Annotated in this window: 17 protein-coding genes, 1 tRNA gene and 1 pseudogene; 7 read left to right on the top strand and 12 right to left on the bottom strand. The window is 64.9% G+C overall.

Going from position 1 to position 19,983, the window contains the following annotated elements; all coding sequences use genetic code 11:
- The 3 genes from guaA to VH499_RS16345 form a co-directional block, all read right to left on the bottom strand.
- Positions 1–1,286: glutamine-hydrolyzing GMP synthase (guaA, locus tag VH499_RS16355; protein ID WP_332053809.1), on the bottom strand; the 1,286-nt coding region annotated here is incomplete at its 3' end.
- Positions 1,287–1,326: 40 nt separating this feature from the next.
- On the bottom strand, positions 1,327–1,887 hold the full coding sequence (locus VH499_RS16350; protein WP_332053808.1) for an N-acetyltransferase: 561 nt from the start codon (positions 1,885–1,887) through the stop codon (positions 1,327–1,329).
- On the bottom strand, positions 1,884–3,242 hold the full coding sequence (locus VH499_RS16345) for an RsmB/NOP family class I SAM-dependent RNA methyltransferase (protein ID WP_332053807.1): 1,359 nt from the start codon (positions 3,240–3,242) through the stop codon (positions 1,884–1,886). Before VH499_RS16345 ends, VH499_RS16350 begins: the two co-directional genes overlap by 4 nt.
- 70 nt (positions 3,243–3,312) lie before the next feature.
- On the opposite strand from VH499_RS16345, the gene VH499_RS16340 reads away from it, so the two are divergent.
- Together VH499_RS16340 and VH499_RS16335 are read left to right on the top strand one after the other, a co-directional pair.
- Positions 3,313–4,401 (top strand): SGNH/GDSL hydrolase family protein, encoded by a 1,089-nt coding sequence (locus tag VH499_RS16340; RefSeq protein WP_332053806.1) that lies wholly within the window; start codon positions 3,313–3,315, stop codon positions 4,399–4,401.
- Position 4,402: 1 nt separating this feature from the next.
- Entirely contained in the window at positions 4,403–5,452 is a 1,050-nt protein-coding gene (locus tag VH499_RS16335; RefSeq protein WP_332053805.1) for a hypothetical protein, read from the top strand.
- Here VH499_RS16335 and guaB read toward each other — a convergent pair.
- The 4 genes from guaB to VH499_RS16315 form a co-directional block, all read right to left on the bottom strand.
- Positions 5,434–6,897 carry an IMP dehydrogenase gene (gene guaB / locus VH499_RS16330; RefSeq protein ID WP_332053804.1) on the bottom strand — a complete coding sequence of 488 codons (1,464 nt, stop codon included), beginning with the start codon at positions 6,895–6,897 and terminating at the stop codon, positions 5,434–5,436. The two genes, VH499_RS16335 and guaB, sit on opposite strands and share 19 nt — an antisense overlap.
- 124 nt (positions 6,898–7,021) lie before the next feature.
- Complete coding sequence (locus tag VH499_RS16325; RefSeq protein ID WP_332053803.1) at positions 7,022–7,531, bottom strand: DUF1993 domain-containing protein; 510 nt, start codon at positions 7,529–7,531, stop codon at positions 7,022–7,024.
- Between the two features lie 37 nt (positions 7,532–7,568).
- Positions 7,569–8,300: an RlmE family RNA methyltransferase gene (locus VH499_RS16320; protein WP_332053802.1), complete on the bottom strand. Its 732-nt coding sequence runs from the start codon at positions 8,298–8,300 to the stop codon at positions 7,569–7,571.
- Positions 8,301–8,304: 4 nt separating this feature from the next.
- The gene (locus tag VH499_RS16315; RefSeq protein ID WP_332053801.1) at positions 8,305–9,372 is read right to left on the bottom strand and encodes a Ppx/GppA phosphatase family protein; all 1,068 of its coding nucleotides are present in this window, start codon (positions 9,370–9,372) and stop codon (positions 8,305–8,307) included.
- Positions 9,373–9,505: 133 nt separating this feature from the next.
- Between VH499_RS16315 and VH499_RS16310 the strand changes: the two genes are divergently transcribed.
- Both VH499_RS16310 and VH499_RS26180 read left to right on the top strand, forming a co-directional pair.
- A tRNA-Gln gene (locus tag VH499_RS16310) sits at positions 9,506–9,579 on the top strand.
- Between the two features lie 118 nt (positions 9,580–9,697).
- Positions 9,698–10,231, top strand: a pseudogene (locus tag VH499_RS26180) (hypothetical protein); the annotation flags it as partial.
- 112 nt (positions 10,232–10,343) lie between these two features.
- Here the strand turns inward: VH499_RS26180 and VH499_RS16305 are convergent.
- A complete protein-coding gene (locus VH499_RS16305) occupies positions 10,344–10,538 on the bottom strand; it encodes a hypothetical protein (RefSeq protein ID WP_332053800.1) in 195 nt (64 codons plus the stop codon).
- Positions 10,539–10,712: 174 nt separating this feature from the next.
- Positions 10,713–11,288 (bottom strand): transposase, encoded by a 576-nt coding sequence (locus tag VH499_RS26175; protein ID WP_414709802.1) that lies wholly within the window; start codon positions 11,286–11,288, stop codon positions 10,713–10,715.
- 223 nt (positions 11,289–11,511) lie between these two features.
- On the opposite strand from VH499_RS26175, the gene VH499_RS16295 reads away from it, so the two are divergent.
- Positions 11,512–14,655, top strand: coding sequence for an efflux RND transporter permease subunit (locus VH499_RS16295; protein ID WP_332053798.1), 3,144 nt, complete (start codon positions 11,512–11,514; stop codon positions 14,653–14,655).
- A gap of 17 nt (positions 14,656–14,672) precedes the next feature.
- On the opposite strand, the gene VH499_RS16290 is transcribed toward VH499_RS16295, so the two are convergent.
- Positions 14,673–15,641, bottom strand: a complete 969-nt coding sequence (locus VH499_RS16290) for a nitronate monooxygenase (RefSeq protein WP_332053797.1) — start codon at positions 15,639–15,641, stop codon at positions 14,673–14,675.
- A 646-nt stretch (positions 15,642–16,287) separates the two neighbouring features.
- Here VH499_RS16290 and VH499_RS16285 point away from each other — a divergent pair.
- Positions 16,288–16,587, top strand: a complete 300-nt coding sequence (locus VH499_RS16285) for a hypothetical protein (protein WP_332053796.1) — start codon at positions 16,288–16,290, stop codon at positions 16,585–16,587.
- Positions 16,588–16,626: 39 nt separating this feature from the next.
- Here VH499_RS16285 and VH499_RS16280 read toward each other — a convergent pair whose 3' ends face one another.
- Positions 16,627–16,884: a hypothetical protein gene (locus tag VH499_RS16280; RefSeq protein WP_332053795.1), complete on the bottom strand. Its 258-nt coding sequence runs from the start codon at positions 16,882–16,884 to the stop codon at positions 16,627–16,629.
- Between the two features lie 71 nt (positions 16,885–16,955).
- Between VH499_RS16280 and VH499_RS16275 the strand changes: the two genes are divergently transcribed.
- Positions 16,956–17,333, top strand: coding sequence for a hypothetical protein (locus VH499_RS16275; RefSeq protein ID WP_332053794.1), 378 nt, complete (start codon positions 16,956–16,958; stop codon positions 17,331–17,333).
- A gap of 117 nt (positions 17,334–17,450) precedes the next feature.
- Here the strand turns inward: VH499_RS16275 and VH499_RS16270 are convergent, their stop codons facing one another.
- Entirely contained in the window at positions 17,451–19,958 is a 2,508-nt protein-coding gene (locus VH499_RS16270; protein WP_332053793.1) for a hypothetical protein, read from the bottom strand.
- Positions 19,959–19,983 lie beyond the last annotated feature (25 nt).

The following is a 19,983-nucleotide window of genomic DNA, read 5'->3' as shown; positions in this document are numbered from 1 at the left end:
GATTTGCGGATCTCGTCGAGATAGACCGCGTCGACCTTCCTGAGGAGGTCGAGCTTCTCCCTTGTGATCTCGCCGGGGATGCGGATGGCGAGCCCCGGGCCTGGGAACGGGTGGCGGTTCACCAGGTCGGCCGGCAGGCCGAGCTCGCGGCCGAGGTCGCGCACCTCGTCCTTGAAGAGCTCGCGCAGCGGCTCGACCAGCTTCATGTTCATCCTGGCCGGCAGGCCGCCGACATTGTGATGGCTCTTGATGGTGACCGAGGGGCCGCCGGTGAAGGAGACGCTCTCGATCACGTCAGGATAGAGCGTGCCCTGCGCCAGAAATTCGGCGCCGCCGATCTTCTTGGCCTCCTGCTCGAACACGTCGATGAACAGGGCGCCGATCGTCTTGCGCTTCGTTTCCGGATCGATGACGCCTCTCAGCGCCGCGAGGAACTGCCCGGAGGCGTCGGTATGGACCAGCGGGATGTTGTAGTGGTCGCGGAACAGCGACACGACCTCTTCCGCCTCGCCCAGCCGCAACAGGCCATGATCGACGAACACGCACTGCAGCCGATCGCCGATCGCCTCGTGCAGCAGCACCGCCACGACCGAGGAGTCGACGCCGCCACTGAGACCGCAGATCACCCGGCCCTTGCCGACCTGGGCGCGTACCTGGGCGATGGCGCGCTCGCGGAACGCCGCCATGGTCCAGTCGCCGGCGCAGCCCGCGATGTTCAGCGCGAAGTTGCGCAGGAGTCTGGCGCCGTCGGGCGTATGCATCACCTCGGGATGGAACTGCAGTCCGTAATAGTGCCGCTTCTCGTCGGAGATGGCGGCGAAGGGCGCGTTCTCGCTGGTGGCGATGACCGAGAAGCCGGCCGGCAGGCGGGTCACGCGATCGCCGTGGCTCATCCACACCTGCTTGCGGTCGCCCGGCTGCCAGACATCCTTGAACAGGGCCGAGTTCGCCTTCACCTCGACCTCGGCCCGGCCGAACTCGCGATGATGTCCGCTCTCGACCGTGCCGCCCAACTGATGCGCCATGGTCTGCTCGCCGTAGCAGATGCCCAGCACCGGCACCTTGGCGGCAAAGATCGCCCCATTGGCCGACGGCGCCTCGCCCTCGATCACCGAGGCAGGGCCGCCGGACAGGATGATCCCCCTGGGGCCGAAAGCCTCGATCCTGGCAGCGTCAACCGACTGGAAAGGATGGATTTCGCAATATACCCCGGCCTCTCGTACGCGCCGGGCAATCAGCTGGGTAACCTGGGAACCGAAATCGACGATCAGCAAGCGGTCGGTCATGGCGCGATATAGGCGAGCGCGCGCAGGCCTGCAATGTGGATCAGGGCGCCAGACGCCGCCGGATCAGCGGCATGTCGAGATCGCGCCAGGCGTAGGCCACTTCGTCGATGTCGGTTCCGGCGAAGGTGTCCGTGCGCTGGCCCACCAGCTCGCCGCCCAGTCCCTCGTAGAAGAACCGGGTCGGGTTCTCGGCGAGCATCCAAAGCACCGCCGTGTCGAAGCCGTCGGACTGGAGCTGGCGGAACATCGCATCGAGCAAGCGCCGGCCGAGGCCCTGGTTCTGGAAGTCGGGCTCGACATACAGCAGATAGACCTCGCCCACGCGCCGTTCGGTCCCGTCCAGGCCTTCCGGCGGGTCGCGCACCGGCCCGCAGCTGCCGAAGCCCACGACGCCCATCTCCTCGTCGTCGGCCACGAAGATGCCGCGGGCTTCCGCCGCGTCCGACAATGCCCGCGCCCACATCGCCGAGTGCCGCACGTCCGACATGTGGGCCAGCATCGCGTCGGGCAGCAGGCCGGCATAGGCCGACTGCCAGGTCTCGACGTGAACCCGGCCAATCGCCACGGCGTCGGCTCGGGTGGCGCGACGGATGCGGATCACGCCGCCTTCTCTTCAGCCTGCTTCTCCTCGGGCTGCATCGATCTCCGGACCAGCATCGCCGCGAAGAAGCCGTCAGTGCCGTGCTGCAGCGGCGAGAGCTTGAGATAAGGAGCCTGCGCCATCCCGGCCGGTGGCTCGCTGCGGACGGCTTGCGACCACAGATCGGCGACCGGCACGAGGGCAAAGTCGGCATGGCGCTGGAGAAAGGCCTCGACCTGCCGCTCGTTCTCGACCGGCAGCACCGAGCAGGTCGCGTAGATCAATCCGCCGCCCGGCTTCACGAGGCGCGAGGCGGCATCCAGGATCTCGGCCTGCTTGGGCAAGAGTTCCGCCAGGTCTTGCGGCGTCAATGTCCAGCGCCCGTCGGGATTGCGGCGCCACGTGCCGGTGCCACTGCAAGGCACGTCGACCAGCACACGATCGAATGCCCCCTTCTGGCGCTTCAGCCACCTGGCATTGTCGGTGCCGAGCGCGCGCCGTTCGACGTTGTGCGCGCCCGCCCGGCGCAGGCGTTGCGCCGAGCGGTCGAGGCGCGTCTCCAGCACATCCATCGCCACGACCCGTCCCTTGTTGTTCATGCCGGCCGCGAGGGCGAGCGTCTTGCCGCCGGCGCCGGCGCAATAGTCGGCCACCTGCATGCCGGGCCTGGCATCGACCAGCGCCGCCACGAGCTGCGAGCCCTCGTCCTGGATCTCAACCAGCCCGCCCTGGAAGGCCTCTCCCGCCACGACCGACAGCCGGCGCGTCAGTCGCAGGCCGTCAGGCGCATAGCGCATCGGCTCGGTCTCGATGCCCTCGCGGTGCAGCGCCCGGCGTGCCTCCGCGACCGTCGCCTTGAGTCGATTGACGCGCAGATCGACCGGCGGCGGCGCTTCGAGCGCGGCGATCTCGCGGCCCCATGCCTCGCCGTAGGCTTCACGCAAATACGGTGTCACCCACTCCTGCACGTTCAGCCGGACCCAGTCGGGCTGCCCGGGGTGACTGAGCGAGTGGCCTTCCATCTGACGCAGCGCGCGCATCTCCGCCTCGTCGAGCGGCAGCGGCCGATAGCGGCCGCCATCGAACATCGCCTGCACGTCGGGCAAGGTCAGTCCTTCGACGAGCAGCAGGTCCGCCCCCACGAGGGCGCGCGCCGACCGATCGGGATGGCGTGTCCGATCGAGCCACCAGCCGAGCTGGCCATAGCGTCGCAGGATTCGCCAGACGCGATCGGACACCGCCCGCCGATCGCCGCCGCCAATGAAACGGCGGGACCGAAAGAAGGCGTTGGCGACCAGGTCGGCCGGCCGGTCGGACCGGCTGACGACCTCGTCGAGAAGTTCTATGGTGGCGGCCACCCGCGCGCCCGGTGTCACGTCTCCATCCTTTCAAGTCCTGCCGCTACGATGAATAAGCCTGCCGCGCAACGCTTTCCGACGTGACGCCGTGCCGTCTCCCGCTGTGCCCGTCAAGCCGCGTCGGCATTCGGACCTGCCCTCCCGTATCGGGCTGGTGCTCGGCTCGATTGTGGTCTCGCTTGTGCTGCTGGAGCTTGGATTGCGGGCCTGGAGCGGAGCCTATCTCTACAAGTGGCCGAACTTCGTGCTCGGGGCGCGCACCGTCCTTGCAGAGCGGGAAGAGAGCCGCTTCGCCGACGACGCGCTGCTGGGCTACGTGCCGCGACCGAATTATGCCGCCGGGGGCGTGAGCTTCGATGGCCAGGGTTTTCGCGCCACCGGTGACCTGTCACCGGTAACCGGGGACAGACCAATCCTGGCCGTCGGCGACTCCTATACCTTTGGCGACGAAGTGACCGACAACGAGACCTGGCCTGCACATCTGGAGACCCTGACCGGCCGACGGGTTCTCAATGGCGGCGTGAGCGGCTATGGCTTCGATCAGATCGTGCTTCGCGCAGAGGCGGGCACGGCGCAGCATCCCTCCGCGATCGTGGTGAGCTTCATCGCCGACGATATCCGGCGTACGGAAATGCGGCGCCTGTGGGGAGCCGAGAAACCCTACTTCGATCTGCAAGGGACCGGATTGGTTTTGCGCAACGTGCCGGTGCCGCCGCGTCCCGACCCGCGCACTACCCTGACCTTTTGGCAACGCACGCTCGGCTACTCCTATCTCTTCGATTTCATCCTGCGCCGCCTTGATCTCCTCCACGACTGGTTCGGTGACCACATCCGCGTGCATCCCGCAGGCGAGGGCGAGCAGATCGCCTGCCGCCTGATGTCGCGGCTGCAGGAGCTGCAGCGCCTCACGGACGCGCGGGTGCTGGTGCTGGCGCAGTATGATCCGGTCGTCTGGCAGGATGCCGAGTTTGCCGCCGAGCAGAGGCGCATGACACGCGCGCTGCTCGCGTGCGCGCGCCAGCGTGGCCTCGACATCCTCGACAGCTACGACGCTCTGGCCGCATGGCCGGGCAAGGGCGGTCCGCGCGACCTCTACGGCCTCTGGCACATGAACGATCGCGGCAATGCGCTGATCGCAAGGCTCGTGGATACGGCATTGGCAAGGCGGAGCCATTGACATGATCGGTCGCGCGGCTCTGGTCCTCGGCTCGATCCTGCTGACATTGATCGTCCTCGAACTCGGATGCCGGCTGGCGCGGGGAGCCGATTGGCTCGTGCATTGGCCCAATCTCGTCCTGCAGGCGCGACGCGCAACCGTCGCCAATGGTGTCGGCCGGCTGGTGCACGACGACAGGCTGGGCTTCGTTGCGCGCCCCGGCTATGCAAGCGCCGGCGAGACCTATGATGAGCACAGCTTCCGCCGCTCGCCGGCGCCCGAGGGCTTCGCTCTCGCCGAACCCCCGATCCTGGTCGTGGGCGATTCCTACGCCCATGGCGACGAGGTGACGGACAGCGAGACCTGGCCGACCCACCTGCAGGCCCTCATGCGCCGACATGTGATCAACGCCGCCATGAGCGGCTACGGCATCGACCAGATGGTGCTGCGCGCCGAGATCGTCGTGCCACAGGTGAGGCCCGCCGCCATCGTCCTGAGCTACATCGCCGACGATGTGCGACGCGCCGAGATGAAGCGCGTCTGGGGCGCCGAGAAGCCCTATTTCGAGCTCCAGGGCGACAGGCTGGTCCTGCGCAACACGCCGGTGCCGCCCTCGCCCGCGCCGGCGGACACGCTGTCGCTCTCGCATCGTCTGTTCGGCTGGTCGGCGCTGGTCGACACGGTGCTGAAGCATCAGGGCTGGCAGTACGAGTGGGCGCTCGACTTCGAGCGTGTGCTGCCCGAAAGCGCCGGCAAGCCGCTCGCTTGCGCCCTCATGCGCCGGCTGGCAGGGCTCGGCCTGCCCACCCTCGTCGTCGCCGAATACGATCCCTATCTCTGGAAGGACGACGATTACGCTCCGATCGTAAGGCAGAGGTCAAAGGACGTGCTCGACTGCGCCGCCGACGCGGGCCTCGCCACCCTCGACATGTTCGAGACGATCGACAAGGCGGTCCGCGGCCGCGGCCTCGACGCGATCTACGGGGTCTCTCATCCTGGCCCCGAGGGCACGCGCCTCGCCGCGCAAAGGATCGCCGACGAGCTTCGGCGCCGTCACATCCCGCCGCGATAGTTGGGCGCCTCGCGCATGATCTCGACGTCGTGCACGTGGCTCTCGCGCAGCCCCGATCCGGTGATGCGCAGGAATTGCGGCCTCGCCTGCATGTCCTTGATGGTGGCGTTGCCGGTATAGCCCATCGCCGCACGCAGGCCACCCACGAGCTGGTGAAGGATGTTGCCGACGGGCCCCTTGTACGGCACCCGGCCCTCGATGCCCTCCGGCACCAGCTTCAGACTGCTTTCGACCTCGGCCTGGAAGTAGCGGTCGGCCGAGCCGCGCGCCATGGCGCCGATCGATCCCATGCCGCGATAGGATTTGTAGGAGCGGCCCTGGTAGAGCATCACTTCGCCGGGTGCCTCGTCGGTGCCGGCGAGCAGCGAGCCGATCATGGCGCAGTCGGCGCCGGCGGCGATCGCCTTGGCGAGATCGCCCGAATACTTGATGCCGCCGTCGCCGATCGCCGGCACGCCGGCTGCATGGCACACCTCGGCCGCTTCCAGGATCGCCGTCAATTGCGGCACGCCGACACCCGCCACCATGCGGGTGGTGCAGATCGAGCCGGGGCCGATGCCGATCTTGACCGCATCGGCGCCGGCATCGATCAGCGCCTTGGCGCCCTCGGCGGTCGCGATATTGCCCGCCATCACCTGGCAGTAGTTGCTGAGCTTCTTGACGCGCGTCACGGCCTCGAGCACGCCCCTGGAATGGCCGTGCGCGGTATCGACGACGATCACGTCGACGTCGGCATCGATCAGGAGCTGCGCGCGACGCATGCCGTCCTCGCCGACACCCGTGGCGGCGGCCGTCCGCAGGCGGCCCTTCTCGTCCTTGCTGGCGCCTGGGAACTTGTTCGCCTTCTCGATGTCCTTCACCGTGATCAGGCCGATGCAGCGATAGTCCGCATCGACAACAAGCAGCTTCTCGATGCGGCGTTGATGCAGCAGTTTCTTGGCTTCGTCCGAGCTGACGCCTTCGTGAACCGTAACCAGCTTCTCCTTGGTCATGAGCGCGCTCACGGGCGTCGTGTTGTCGGTGGCGAAGCGAACGTCGCGGTTGGTCAGAATGCCCGCCAGCTTGCCGGTCCCGCGCTCGACAACCGGGATGCCGGAGATCTGATGGGCGGCCATCAACGCCAATGCGTCGGCCAGGGTCTGCTCGGGATGGATGGTGACCGGGTTCACCACCATGCCGGATTCGAACTTCTTGACCTTGCGGACCTCGTTGGCTTGCGCTTCCGGATCCAGATTCTTGTGGATGACGCCGATGCCGCCGGCCTGGGCCATCGCGATCGCCATCGGCGCTTCGGTGACAGTGTCCATTGCGGCCGACAACAACGGAATGCCGAGCTCGATGGTGCGTGTGAGACGGGTTCGTATGTCGGTCCGACCCGGCAGCACCGCCGAAGCGGCGGGCCTCAGGAGCACATCGTCGAAAGTGAGCGCTTCCCGAATCTCCATGCCAACCTCCGCGCCGGAAATAAAAGCGGCGGCCCCTGGGGAGGGGCCGCCGGGTTGGCGAGCCTTTATACACATTGCCGCATACAAACCAAGTGCGACAGCGGGATTTGCTTTCCGCGGCCGGCTAGAGGCCGCCGATGAAATCGCGTTTCCCGATTTCGACGCCGCACTGACGCAAGATTGCGTACGCGGTGGTGCAATGGAAATAGAAGTTCGCCATGGCAAAATGTTCGAGATACTGCTCACCGCTGAGCTTCAGGGGACTGCCGGCGATGTTGAGCACGATCTCGCGCCCTTCACTGCCGTTGATCTGATCCGGCTTGAAGGTCTTGAGGTGATCGAGCACCGCGGCGACGCGGGTACGCAGCTCGCCCAGTGTCTTCTCGGCGTTTTCCGGCGCCTTCGGCGCCTCCAAGCCCGCCAGGCGCGACGTGCTCTCCTCGGCGAATCGGCAGGCGAGCTGGACCTGGCGAGTGAGTGGAAACATGTCCGGTATCAGGCGCGTCGCGCCCAGCACACCCTCGTCGACCTTCTTCGCCGCTGCCCAGGCTGATCCCTTGTCGAGGACCCGCGAGAGGGCGCCGAGCTGACGCTGATAGACCGGTACCGATGCCGAATACATGCCGATCGCCATGAACGTTTCCTTTGGATTGTGGCTGAAGGCGCGGAGTCTAGCCGCGAAAGCCCGTTCCGACGACGTACATTTCCGCCGAGTCGGATCGACTGGCGTCGGGCTTCGCGTGTCGGACCTTGGCGAAGTCGCGCTTCAATAGTTCGAGCAGCGTACGTTCCGTTCCCCCGCGCAGGACCTTGGCGACGAAAGTGCCACCCGGTTTGAGGACCCGCCGGGCGAAATCATGCGCGGCTTCGGCAAGCGCCATGATGCGCAAATGATCGACTTGCGGATCGCCTGTCGCCGATGCCGCCATGTCGCTCAGCACGACGTCAGCGGTGCCGCCCAACAGCGTCGTGAGCATGGAAGGCGCATCCTCGTCATAAAAATCCTTGGCCAGCACGGTGGCGCCGGCGATCGGCTCGACCGGCGTGGGATCGATGCCGATTACGATCCCTTCCCCGCTTTCCGCCTTCGCGCGCTCGACAGCCACCTGCGTCCAGCCGCCAGGCGCGGCGCCGAGATCGACGATGCGGCCGCCAGGCTTGAGGAAGCGGAACTGATCGTCGAGCTGCAAGAGCTTGAACGCCGCCCGCGAGCGGTAGCCGCGCTTCTTCGCCTCGGCGACGTAGGGATCATTCAGCTGGCGCTGCAGCCAGCGCTGCGAGGAAACGGTACGACCACGCGCGGTCTTGACGCGCACCGTGGCGCGCCGTCCCGTCGGCGTGCTGCCGCTCTCCGACGATCGGCTGCCGCGTCCGCGGCGACCGCCTTTGCCGGCCCGCGCCATGACGTCAATGCCCGCGCCGGCAGCGAAGATCGGCCTCGCGATCGGCTTGGCGCATCAGATCCATCAGCACGCCCTCGCGCAGACCGCGATCGGCCACCCGTACCATGGCCGTGGGCCATTGGCGGCAGACCGCCTCGAGGATGGCCCCGCCGGCCAGCGCCAGATCGGCCCGATCGTCGCCGATGCAGGGGAAAGCCGTCAGCTCGGCGACCGACAGGCCGGCGAGCTGGTCACAGATGGTGAGAATGGAATCGCGCGCCAGTCGCGAGCCATCGACGGTCGCGCGATGATAACGCTTCAGCCCGAGGTGGTGCGCGCTGAATGTCGTCACCGTCCCCGACGCGCCGATCATCTGGACATCGCCACGGGCCACGGCGCGACCGATTCCGTGGCGAGCACAAAAAGGCCGCAACGACTGGCGGATGCGCTCGACCATGTCGTGATAGCAGGCGCGGCCCATCGGCTGCTCGCGCGACTGGCCCCTGCCGCACGCTTCGGTCAGCGTGACGACGCCCCAGGGCACGGAGGTCATGTCGATCAACTCGGTGCCAACGCCGTCGCGCCCGTCGTCGCGCCTCACCACGCGCAGCCAGCAAACTTCCGTCGAGCCGCCGCCGATATCCACCAGCAAACCGTAGGGAATGGACGGATCGAGCAGGTTCTCGCAGCTTGCCAGTGCCAGCCGGGCTTCCTCCGACGGCGGAATGACCTCGAAGCAAAGGCCGGTCCGCGCCTTTACCAGAGCGAGGAAATCGTCGCCGTTGCAGGCACGGCGACAGGCCTCGGTGGCGATGTGGCGAGCCCGTGTCACGCGATGACGCTCGATCTTGGTCGCGCAAATGCCGAGCGCTTCGAGCGTGCGCTCGATGGCATCGCCGCACAGTGCGCCGTTCAGCGCCACCCCTTCCCCCAGCCGGACCGGCCGGGAATAGGCGTCGACGACCTCGAAGCCCGAGACCGACGCCCTCGCCACCAGAAGTCGGCAATTGTTGGTGCCGAGATCGATGGCGGCGAAAGTGTGCGCGAAACGACCGCTATGCCAGCCCCCCTGTGGCGTGGCGTCCCCGGCCATTCCGAACTCGTCTTTGTCGTTCCTTGGACCGATGGTAGCCGAGGAAGAGGCCGGGAGCGAGCCGCTTGCCAAGTGCAGCCGGCGTCGCTACATCGAGCCGCCACCGCGCCCGAACTGAAGACGCGCGCCGGATTGGGGGATAGTTTAACGGTAGAACAACCGGCTCTGACCCGGTTAGTCTAGGTTCGAATCCTGGTCCCCCAGCCACCACTCTATATAAAGTCCCGAGAAATCGACGCTTTGTGGTCCCGAGCAGCCTCGGGACGACTGCTCATGGTCAAAAGCCTCACGTAAACAGCACGCAGACGCTTCCCACCTCAGCCGCAAGGAAGGGGTCTACTACTACCGCCGCCTGCTCCCGCCGCACCTCGGAACCGATGTTGCCTTATCGCTCGGCACACGAAACTATAAAGAAGCCGAACACCTCGCCGCAGCCATAGACACCAACTTTCGTCACGCCGTGCAGTCCGCCAAGAGTACCGGAGACCTTCGAGCCGTTCTCCGCAAGTACATCGAAGACATCCTTGCCGAAGGCGTGCGCGCGCGCTTCGCGATCCCTGTCGGCTATGCAGTGTACGGCCTGGGCACCGAGCCGCCTCCCGGTCGCGATATCGTAGAGCTGGACCGAGCCACTATTGCTGTGGCACTCGATGACGCGCGAGGAGCACTTGCCGCGAGTGGCCTGCCTCCGGTTTGGTGGCGAGGCTCGCGGCTGAGATTGACGCGCGACTCCACCCAGACGGCAAACCGGCCGGTGTGCCGCTGGAGGAGTTTGATGACGCTACGGGCTGGCACAACGGCCCGCCCAAGGTTGAGTCAACACGGACAACGTTACGCCGTTGGGTGCCGGGCGAATTGAAGTAACCTGGCACGCGTCGCTGTCAACAACCTAGCTCACAACGCCCCTGCCGCCTTGTCGGTGGGGGCGGTCTGTTTTGGAGACACCTTAATGAACACTGCCAACGAGAGCGTCAGCCGCCGTCAATGCCCCTGTAGTGAGCATAAAAATCCGCCTGCGAGTGGTACGTCTTATGGGAATTGAAGCCGTGATCGGCGGGTACGTACCCGTTTGCAAATTTTTGACTGTTGTCCGAAGTGGTCGCCGCGCATCCGCCGAGCACTCCCGCCAGCAACGTCACCAACGCCAAGCAAATGATACTTTTCATTGTAAGCCTCCCTTTTGTGCTGCTTTGGCATCAATCACTCTGGGCCTGCGGTTGCATGGCTGCCATGCGACATTTTGAGCGCAAAATGATCTCGATCACCGCAGGGATCTTCGCCCCATCGCGCTAGCCTCCCTCACCGGGCGAAGTAAGCTGGCGTACCTCGCGGCCAGCAGGTCAGCCAAGGTGAGGCGCCGACGTAAGACCGCGAGCAGCCTTCCTGCCGCGCCAGCTCGTCCAGCGATGCTCCCTCCCGCTCCAGACGCTGCCGCAGGTCCCGCGGCCCGCACTGTCGCCTTCACGAAGGTCCGATCGACTCGGCCCGTGGCCGTGTGCGCGGTTCACGCATCCTACGATGAGGCACGAGGCAGCAGCGAAACAGACCGAGGCGAGGAAGGTTCGGGCAAGCCTGTCGCAGCGTGCGAAGATGCGGCGGAAGTCTTCGAAGCGGCGGAAGGCATTCTCGATGCGATGCCGTTGCTTGCAGGCTCTCTTGTTGAAGCGGAACGGCTGGAGACGATTGGCGCTGTTGGGTACGACGGGCTTGGTGCCGCGCTCGTCGAGCCATTGCCGCAGTGCGGCGCTGTCATAGGCGGCATCGCCGAGCAGCTTGGCGGCCGGTTTGGTCGGGCGTCGGCGACGGATATTGCAAGCGCGCTGGCTGGCGAGCTTGCCGCGCAATATCTGATGATCGCCGCATCCGCGATCACGATACCCCGCGGCAGTCCGTCGCGTCGGCTGCCCGCCATGCATGTCACTGTCAGAAATCCGACAATGTAGATTGCGTACGGCAGAATCGGGGGATCGCCGGGTGGAAGCGCCATTGACCACCGGGAAGAAGCGTCGAAGGTCAGGCGATGTTGTTGATCCATGCTTGCCCAGTCGGCTCCGACGCGGGAGGCCCGGCACGACTGGCGCCAGGCTGATCACCGTCAAGCCGGCGAGGCCGAGCGGCTGACGAAGCAGGGCAGTGCCGATGAACATTTCCGAACCCTTCATTCGCCGGCCGATCGCCACTTCCCTGCTGATGCTCGGCGTCTTCGTGTTCGGTATCGGGGCCTATCGCCTGTTGCCGGTCGCTTCACTGCCGACCGTCGATTTCCCGACGATCACCGTCACCGCCAATCTGCCGGGGGCGAGCCCGGAAACGATGGCCTCTGCGGTTGCGACCCCGCTCGAACAGCAGTTCAGCTCGGTTCCCGGGCTGGGCGAGATGACTTCGCTGTCCGGTGTCGGGACCACGACGATCACCCTGCAGTTCGATCTGTCGACCGACATCAATGGCGCCGCGCAGGACGTGCAGACCGCGATCAACGCGGCGAGCGGCCTGCTGCCCAAGGAACTGCCGAGCCCACCGACCTACCGCAAGGTCAACCCGGGCAATTTCCCGATCCTGATCTATGCCGTCCATTCGGACGCCCTGCCCGCCTACAAGGTCGACGATTACGCCTCGACGGTGCTGGCCCAACCACTCTCGATGGTGCCAGGGGTCGGCGGGGTCTTCCTCTTCGGGCAAGAGAAGTATGCGGTGCGGGTCGAGGCCAACCCGATGGCGCTCGCCGCCCGCCATCTCGGGCTGGAGGCGGTGCGCACCGCGCTCGCAAACGCCACCGTCGATCTGCCCAAAGGCGAGATCATCGGGCGGGGACGCGCCGTCAGCCTCGATAGCAACGACCAGCTTACCGACGCCGCTTCCTATCGCGATCTGATCGTCGCCTATCGCCAGGGCCGGCCGGTTTACCTCAAGGACGTCGCCGAGGTCCTCGATTCGGTCGAGAATTCGCAGGTCGGCGCCTGGTACGACAACAGGCCGGCCGAGGGGCTCGCGATCGACCGCGCGCCCGGAGCCAACACGCTCGAAGTCATCCGCCGGATCAAGGCCCTGATGCCGAGCCTGCAGCAATCGCTGCCGCCTTCGGTCAAGGTCGAACTGATGTCCGATCGGTCCGAATTGACGCGTGCGGCCATCACCGATGTCCAGTACACGATGCTCCTGACAATCGGCCTCGTCGTCGTCGTCATTTTCGTGTTTCTGCGCAGCTTGTGGGCGACGGTGATCCCGAGCCTCGTCGTGCCGCTGTCGCTGCTCGCGACCTTCGCGGTCATGTATGTAGCGGGCTACACGCTCGACAACATCTCGCTGATGGGGTTGACCATCGCGGTCGGTTTCCTGATCGACGACGCGATCGTCATGATCGAGAACATCGTGCGCCACATCGAGGCGGGGGAACGGCCGATGCAGGCGGCGCTGGAGGGCGCCGGCGAGATCGGCTTTACCATCCTTTCGATCACCTTTTCGCTGATCGCGGTGTTCATTCCGATCTTCTTCATGGGCGGCATCGTCGGCCGGCTGTTCCACGAGTTTGCCGCAACCGTGGCCCTCGCCGTGTTGGCCTCGGCCTTCTTCTCGCTGACCCTGACGCCGGTCTTGTGCTCGCTCTTCCTCAAGCCCGCCGCCGAACGGCGCAAGAACCGCCTCAACGAGGGCGCCGAGCGCGCGTTCGCCGCGATTCTGCGCGCCTACGACCGCGGCCTGGGCTTCGTCTTTCGCCATCGCTTCGCGACCCTCGTCGTGACACTCCTGCTCGCCGGCGCGACCGCGTACCTTTACGTCGCCATCCCCAAAGGCTTCGTGCCGCAACAGGATACCGGGCTTTTCTTCGGCATCGTGGAGACGCGCGAGGATTCGTCATTCCATCGCACCGTGCAGGTGGCCCGCCAGATTCTCGATATCATCGATCATGACCCGGGGGTGGCCGGCGTCTTCCTGCACGCCGGTTCCTATTCCTACAATCCGGGAGAAAACACCGGACATATATTCGGCCAGCTCAAGCTCTACGGTGAGCGGGACTCTGCCGACACCATCCTTCGGCGCATCAGAGAGAAGGCAGAATCCGTCGTCGGCGCCAAATTGTTCATGCAGATTCCGCAAAACATCCAGATCGGCGCGCGGCTGGCGCGCACCGAGTATCAGTATACGTTGACCGATACGAATATCGACGAGCTCGATCACTGGGCGCCGATCATGGAACGGGCGATGGAGAAACTGCCCGAGTTGCAGGACGTCGCCTCCGATCAGCAGATCGCGGCACCTCACATCGAAGTCGTGGTCGATCGCCGGCAAGCCGAGCGGCTCGGACTGTCGGCCGCGCTGATCGACCAGACCCTGTACGATGCCTTCGGCCAGCGCCAGATAGCGACGATCTACGGGCCGACCAATCAGAACAAGGTCGTCCTCGAAGTGGCGCCGCAGTTCGGTTCCGACCCGTCCGTGTTGCAAAACCTGTTCGTAGCCGCCCCCGGCGGCGCCGAGGTGCCGCTCGCGGCGGTCGCCCATTTCACGCCGCGAGTCAAACCTCTGACGATCAGCCACCAGGGCGTGTTTCCGGCGGTGACTCTCTCGTTCAATCTTGCTTCCGGAGTGGCCCTGGGCGAGGCCGTCAATGCCGTCGACCGGATGGCCGCCCGGCTTGGCGTGCCGCCCACCTTGCATGGTTCCTTCGAAGGCACGGCCAAGGCGTTCCAGACCTCGCTCGCCTCGATGCCGCTACTGCTCGCCGCGGCAATTCTCGTGGTCTACATCGTGCTGGGGATGCTCTACGAGAGCTACATCCACCCGATCACGATCCTGTCCGCATTGCCTGCGGCGGGGGTCGGCGCGCTGATCATGCTGTGGGTTTGCCACTACGATCTGTCGGTGATCGCGATTATCGGCATCGTACTGCTGATCGGCATCGTCAAGAAGAATGCGATCATGATGATCGACTTTGCGCTGTCGGCGCAGCGCGGCGGCAAGAGCCCCGAGGCGGCCATCCGCGAGGCCTGCCTGTTGCGTTTTCGGCCAATTATGATGACCACCTTCGCGGCACTGTTCGGCAGCCTGCCGATCGCGCTCGGTCAGGGGGCCGGCTCCGAATTGCGCCAACCGATGGGCATCGCCTTCATTGGCGGGCTGCTCGTCTCGCAATGGCTGACGCTGTACACGACGCCGGTCATCTATCTCTATCTCGATCGGCTCGCGGCAAGGGTCGGCCGAACCTACCGGGTGCCGCGACTCGCCGAGGCGCTGCGCCAGGCGCCGCGGCCGGTCGCGGTGGAACAGCGCCACGGCGCAGAATAGCGGTGTGCCTCGATCGATCAGCTGCGCACCAGCGCCGCGCCATCGCGCAGTACCGAAGCCGCCTGATCGACGATCCGCTTAATGACCTCGCCGGCGGACGGGATGTCGCGCACGAGGTCCACGCCTTCTCCCGCCCAGATCACACGCTGCCCGAAATCATCCGCCGCGGCGGCCAGGTAGCTGGCTTCGGCTTGTTGCCGTTGCCCCTCCAACGCCTCCTCTCTCCCATGCCATTGATTGAAGAAATCGTTGCGCAGGGCTCGCCCAGGATAGATTGCGGGCCATGCGGCGCCCCGGACGATGTCGAAGACGCGGGTTTGTGCGGTTTGATCGCCGCCCGACGCAACCGCCTTTTCCTTCATCGCCCGGTCCCACAGCGACTCGCGGGTCGCGGTGAAACGTGTACCCATCGACACCCCGGCGGCGCCCAAAGCCAACGCAGCGGCGAGCCCCCGCCCATCTGCAATCCCGCCGGCGGCGACCACAGGGATCGAACCAACGGCATCCACGATCGCCGGCACCAGCCCGATCGTTCCGCGGCTCATCCCTGAATGTCCACCTGCATCGCGTCCTTGCGCGACAATCACATCAGCCCCGGCAGAAGCCGCCTGCTTCGCCTGCTCCAGCGTCTGCACCTGGCAGATGATCTTGCATCCCGCCGCTTTGATCGGAGCCGTGTAGGGCGTGGGGTCACCAAACGACAGCATCACCGCGGTCGGCCTCGCCTCCAGCGCGACATGCAAGGCCGGCGGATTCTTGTCCAGCGCCCACAGAATGAAGCCGATGCCGACCCGGGCATTGCCCGCCGCGGTCAATTCTCGCCGGATCGCCGCCTCGTTGGCATAGCCCGAACCGAGCATTCCGAGACCGCCCGCATGAGTGACGGCGGAAGCCAGTTTTCCGCCGGCGGCCGAGCCCATTGGGGCAAGCAGGATCGGATGCTGAATACCCAGCAGGCGCGTTAGCGCGGTTTCGATGTACGCCATGCACTCCTCCCAGCTGATTGGTGCGCCGCCTCGCCCCGCATCTTTGGCTCGCGCCTGGTTCGCGCCTCCAGTGGCGCGAAGATATCCCTGCCGAAACTTCCCTGGAACGAAGCAGCAGAAGAGCTTGGACGGCGAACGCGCTTCTCGCCAGGTGAATTGGTATTTGTACGCCTATGTGGGATGCCGGACACCGTCGCCGGATAAGCAGAATTGGTCGTTCACCTCGGGTTTGACCGAGGGAAAGGGCGGGTGGAAGGCCGGCGTCATCTACATTCCGCCTCAGAATCCCCGCCCAGCCCCGTCGCCGCCACAGCCGCAGCCTGCACCAACGCCGCCAGCCGTGCGAGATGGCCCAGCCGGATTTCTACAGACTTCTAAATCAGCCCGAGAAGGCTCTCGCCACCAGTGTCTTCGGCAATACCCTGCCGCCTTGGTCGGAGATTGGCATCGGTAATGGACTCGGCTTGGGCGGAGATCCCTGGACATCGGACGGAATTTTCATCCGAGGAGTCGGCTATCCACCGACTCCGGACGTCCAATATGCAACCTCGGAAACGTTGCCAGCACGGACTTGACCTCGAATGGTCCGACACTCGGGTTGCTGTGCGCAAACTATGGAACCATCAGCGCTCTGTTCATTCACGAGATGACGCATGTGTGGCAGTACCGCAATGATTCCGGGGTCATGCGCAGCGCAATCTGGGCACGTTCTCCGTTTGGGGCCGGCTACGACTACAAACTGGGTAAACCCTGGGACGACTACAACAAAGAGCAGCAGGCACATATCGTCGAAGACTGGTACACGAACGGCAGACTGAAGAGCGACGATCGTTATCCATATGTCCGATTGGTCATCCGGTCCGGCCGCATCGACTTTCCACGGACACTAACGCTGGACGAGCTGAAGCGGGACTTGGCGGACCTCAGGCGGCGAAATCTGGACTAAGCGGCTTTCGTCCTGCGCCGCGCCGGTCCGATGCACTGCTCAGCAATCGGTTCCGGTTGCAAGGACTCCCGGGCTCGTCTGCGCCAGAAGCTCCCTCGATCGCCGGATCTGCTTCCTGGCTTTTTCCAAAAGCTTGCGACCGGCCTCGCGCTCGAGACGGCACTGGGCAACCATCCTGCCGGATTGCTCCAGCAATTCTTTATGGTCAGGCTTCGAGGTCGCGGCGGTCATCGTTGCTCCCTTGTTTCCGGACAAAACCACATCCGTCGGCGCGCGATGCGGGATGGATGTAGCCATGCGGCAGGTTTAGCTGCTACTCCCTGTCAGGTACGCATAGAAGCTCCCCAGATACGCCAGACGCCTTTCTCATGCCTTTGCAATGGCAGATTTCCCATCCTGCACGACTGGTCAGCGTTGTCGCGAATGGCTCCGTCCAACTGGCCGACTTAGAACCCTATTTCGCAGCTCTACGAACCGAAGGCGCGCTGCCCTACCGCAAGCTCATCGACGCACGAAGCGCCACGCCGGCGCTCAGCTCGGAGGATTTCTCGTTCCTGTTCAGAGGCCTGCTTCTGCGCTACTCGGCACATGCCCCGTTGGGCCCGGTGGCCTGGATTGCCGAAAATGACAGCCAACTGCCAAAGACGTTTTCCGAGCGCATGGCGCTTCCGTTGCGCCCATTCCGCACCTTCGTCGATATCGACGAGGCCAGGCTCTGGCTCACCCGGATGCCGATCGAGATATGAATGCGACCTCGTAACCAAGGCGATCCGGCAGCCGACGACGGTTTGCCGAAGTGGCTTTCGCGGCGAGGCCCGGAATTGAGATAGCGACGCGGATCAGGACTTCCGTTCCCGATCACCCTAGCCGGCCCGGTCGGGGCGCGAGACCTGCAAGGTTGCGTACTCGACGCTATCCGGCCGTGCAACATGACCGACGACGTTTTCAAACCACAGGCTGGTTCCAAAACGTATGCGCCCGGCTTCACTGCAACACTCCTTCAGCCGATTGACGCGACTCTCGCCCCAATCGCTGATGTCCCACTGATAGCCAAGCCAATTCTGGCGCGGCACATCCTGCGCCGGTGACTTCACCCTTATCTCGTCGAAAAGCCTCTCCGCCCCAACCAATGCATCCGATTGAGGGTCCCGCAGCAGGGCACCGAGTTTGATTCGCCAGACGTTTTCGCCGAGCAGCTCGGGCGGTTTGACGGGCCGCAGTTCGATCCTGAGAAAACGGCTGCCCTTATCCTGAAGAACCACCACGCGAGCTTCTTCGACCGCGGGCGGATCGAGAACCCGATGATAGCTGGTGACTTGCAAACGAACCGGCGAACCGGACGAGCCGCCTTCGGCGGGCACCAGCGCAAGTTCAAAGGGCATTCCGCCCTCCGTGCTCATGTCGCGGAACGGCAACAGGTCGTCGTCTCGTTTGTCCCAATGCACCAGAATCCAGCCGATCGGATCGCGGTATTGCAGCTTCAGGATGAAACGATCGTGGAACAGGCCGTGCGTATGGACCTGCGTCACGAGTTCCGTCTGCTGGAGCTCCGTCAGTACGCCGGCAAGCTGCTCGCCGGTTAGCTCTCCCGATGCCGCGTGCGTCACCACATCAAGCACCCGTGCCCACACGTCTGCACCGGCCCCGGAAAGCGCCGACACGTCCCCTTTCAAGATCGCGTTGATGAGCGCCCAATTGAGCGATGCTTTGGTTATGTGCAGCCGGCTTCCCTGTTCGATCCACGGTGAACCTTCGTCGCCAGCAGAGAGCGCATCGCTGTCGGGATAAAGGTCCGCGCAGTAGTACTGCCACCGCCAGTTAACACGCTCTTCGTAGCAGCCGAAATGACTGAAGTGGCCATGGACAAACTCAAAGACATCGGCTGGCAACCACTGCCATGGATGGTTGAAGCCTCTCTCCGGCTTCGCAATGTCGAGTTTGCGCTCGGGCCTCTCGTACGCATCCGCGGCCAGGAGGAGGCTGTGCTCTTCCGGTTTCACGCTCCCCGACGCCGGCAGGTAACGCTGGAACCAGTATCCGCCGCTCTCGCCGGCTTCGCGGACAAAGATCGTCATGTCCTCGCGCAGGTCGAAGACGCACCCAAGCGAGGTCTTTGGCGGGAACGGGCGCCAGCGCCATGTGCGATCGGAGGTTCCGAAGCTGAAATTGATCGTGAAGAGCTGCGCCTCATTGGATACCGGGTCGCGGCCGGACAGCACGATCACTTGTCGAGACACTGCCATCCTGCTCTGGCGTCCGACATGCCCGGCGCGCATCGGATCCCAGAATTTTGAGCGATCGAAGCGGAAATGCCTGAAATCCTTGTCCATGTACTGGACCATGGCCGAAGGAATGATGTCTCTGAATCCGCCGAACTCGCTGTCGTCGGGCGACACCAGCCGCCAGCGCTCGCTGAGCACGGCCTGCTCGTCCAGCCAGAGGATGGCGAATGCGTTTGCCGGCGCGGTAGTACTCGCCTCAATCTCGTCGTCCGAGAGGAACTGGGCGAGCACATAATAGTTCACGGTACCATCGATGAATCCGCCCTGATCCTCGACGGGTCCGTTGAACATGCGATAGACGTCGCGGCCCTTGAGGATGAAGTGCAGGCCGGGACCGTCGAGGCTGTCCATCTCGCCGCCATAGATCCGGCAGCGTTGTTCGTGCCAATGCTCGTGACCTACGCCGATGTCGAGCACGCGAAGCGGACGGTATCCGTGGCGGACGATGCGGGCCGGTACGAGCGGTGGCAGGCCGTCCTGTCGAAAGGTGACAATCTCCTGGATGGGCGGCACGCCGGACACCTGTGCGGGATCGGGCGGTTCACCCGCATCCTTCGGCGGCCGGGCATCGACGTGATGCCATATGCGCATGTTGGGGTCGATGACGACGACCATGGAGTCGTTCTGATCGATCCCCATGGCCTTCCGGAACAATGGAAAACGAACTGCCGCCGGGTGATCGCTGTCGTCCTGGACGGGTAGCTGGCGAACACGGTCGGCATTGTTGGCCGCCTCGAGCCCTTGTTCGGGATCGAGCTTGAAGTAGGCACTGGGCACCGGACGATTGCCCGCGCGGCGAAACATCGGGTCGAGCATGGTGAAGAAGAAGCGCGCGCGCCCCCGCTCCTTCGCAAACACCCGTCCGCTGTCGGCTGCGATCATGTCGAACCACGGCGCGGGTGCCAATTTCTCCCCGAGGCGCAGCCGCTTGTACGAGATCGCCGTTGCACCCTGGCCGGGCCGATGCTCGACCACCTGCCAGTCGGACTCCAGCGTGCTGACCTCGACCTGTCCCTCGCGAATGCGGAAGAAGAAGCGGGTTCCGCTGTCCGCGTAGGCCGTTTCAGAGGCCACCCTCGCGACGCTCATGGAAGTCGCTTCGAGCCGCGGTACA

The sequence above is a fragment of the Reyranella sp. genome, assembly GCF_036558665.1.
GTDB lineage: Bacteria > Pseudomonadota > Alphaproteobacteria > Reyranellales > Reyranellaceae > Reyranella.
The sequence above is the reverse complement of the archived record's forward strand: the minus strand, read 5'-3'. Positions and strand labels throughout refer to the sequence as shown.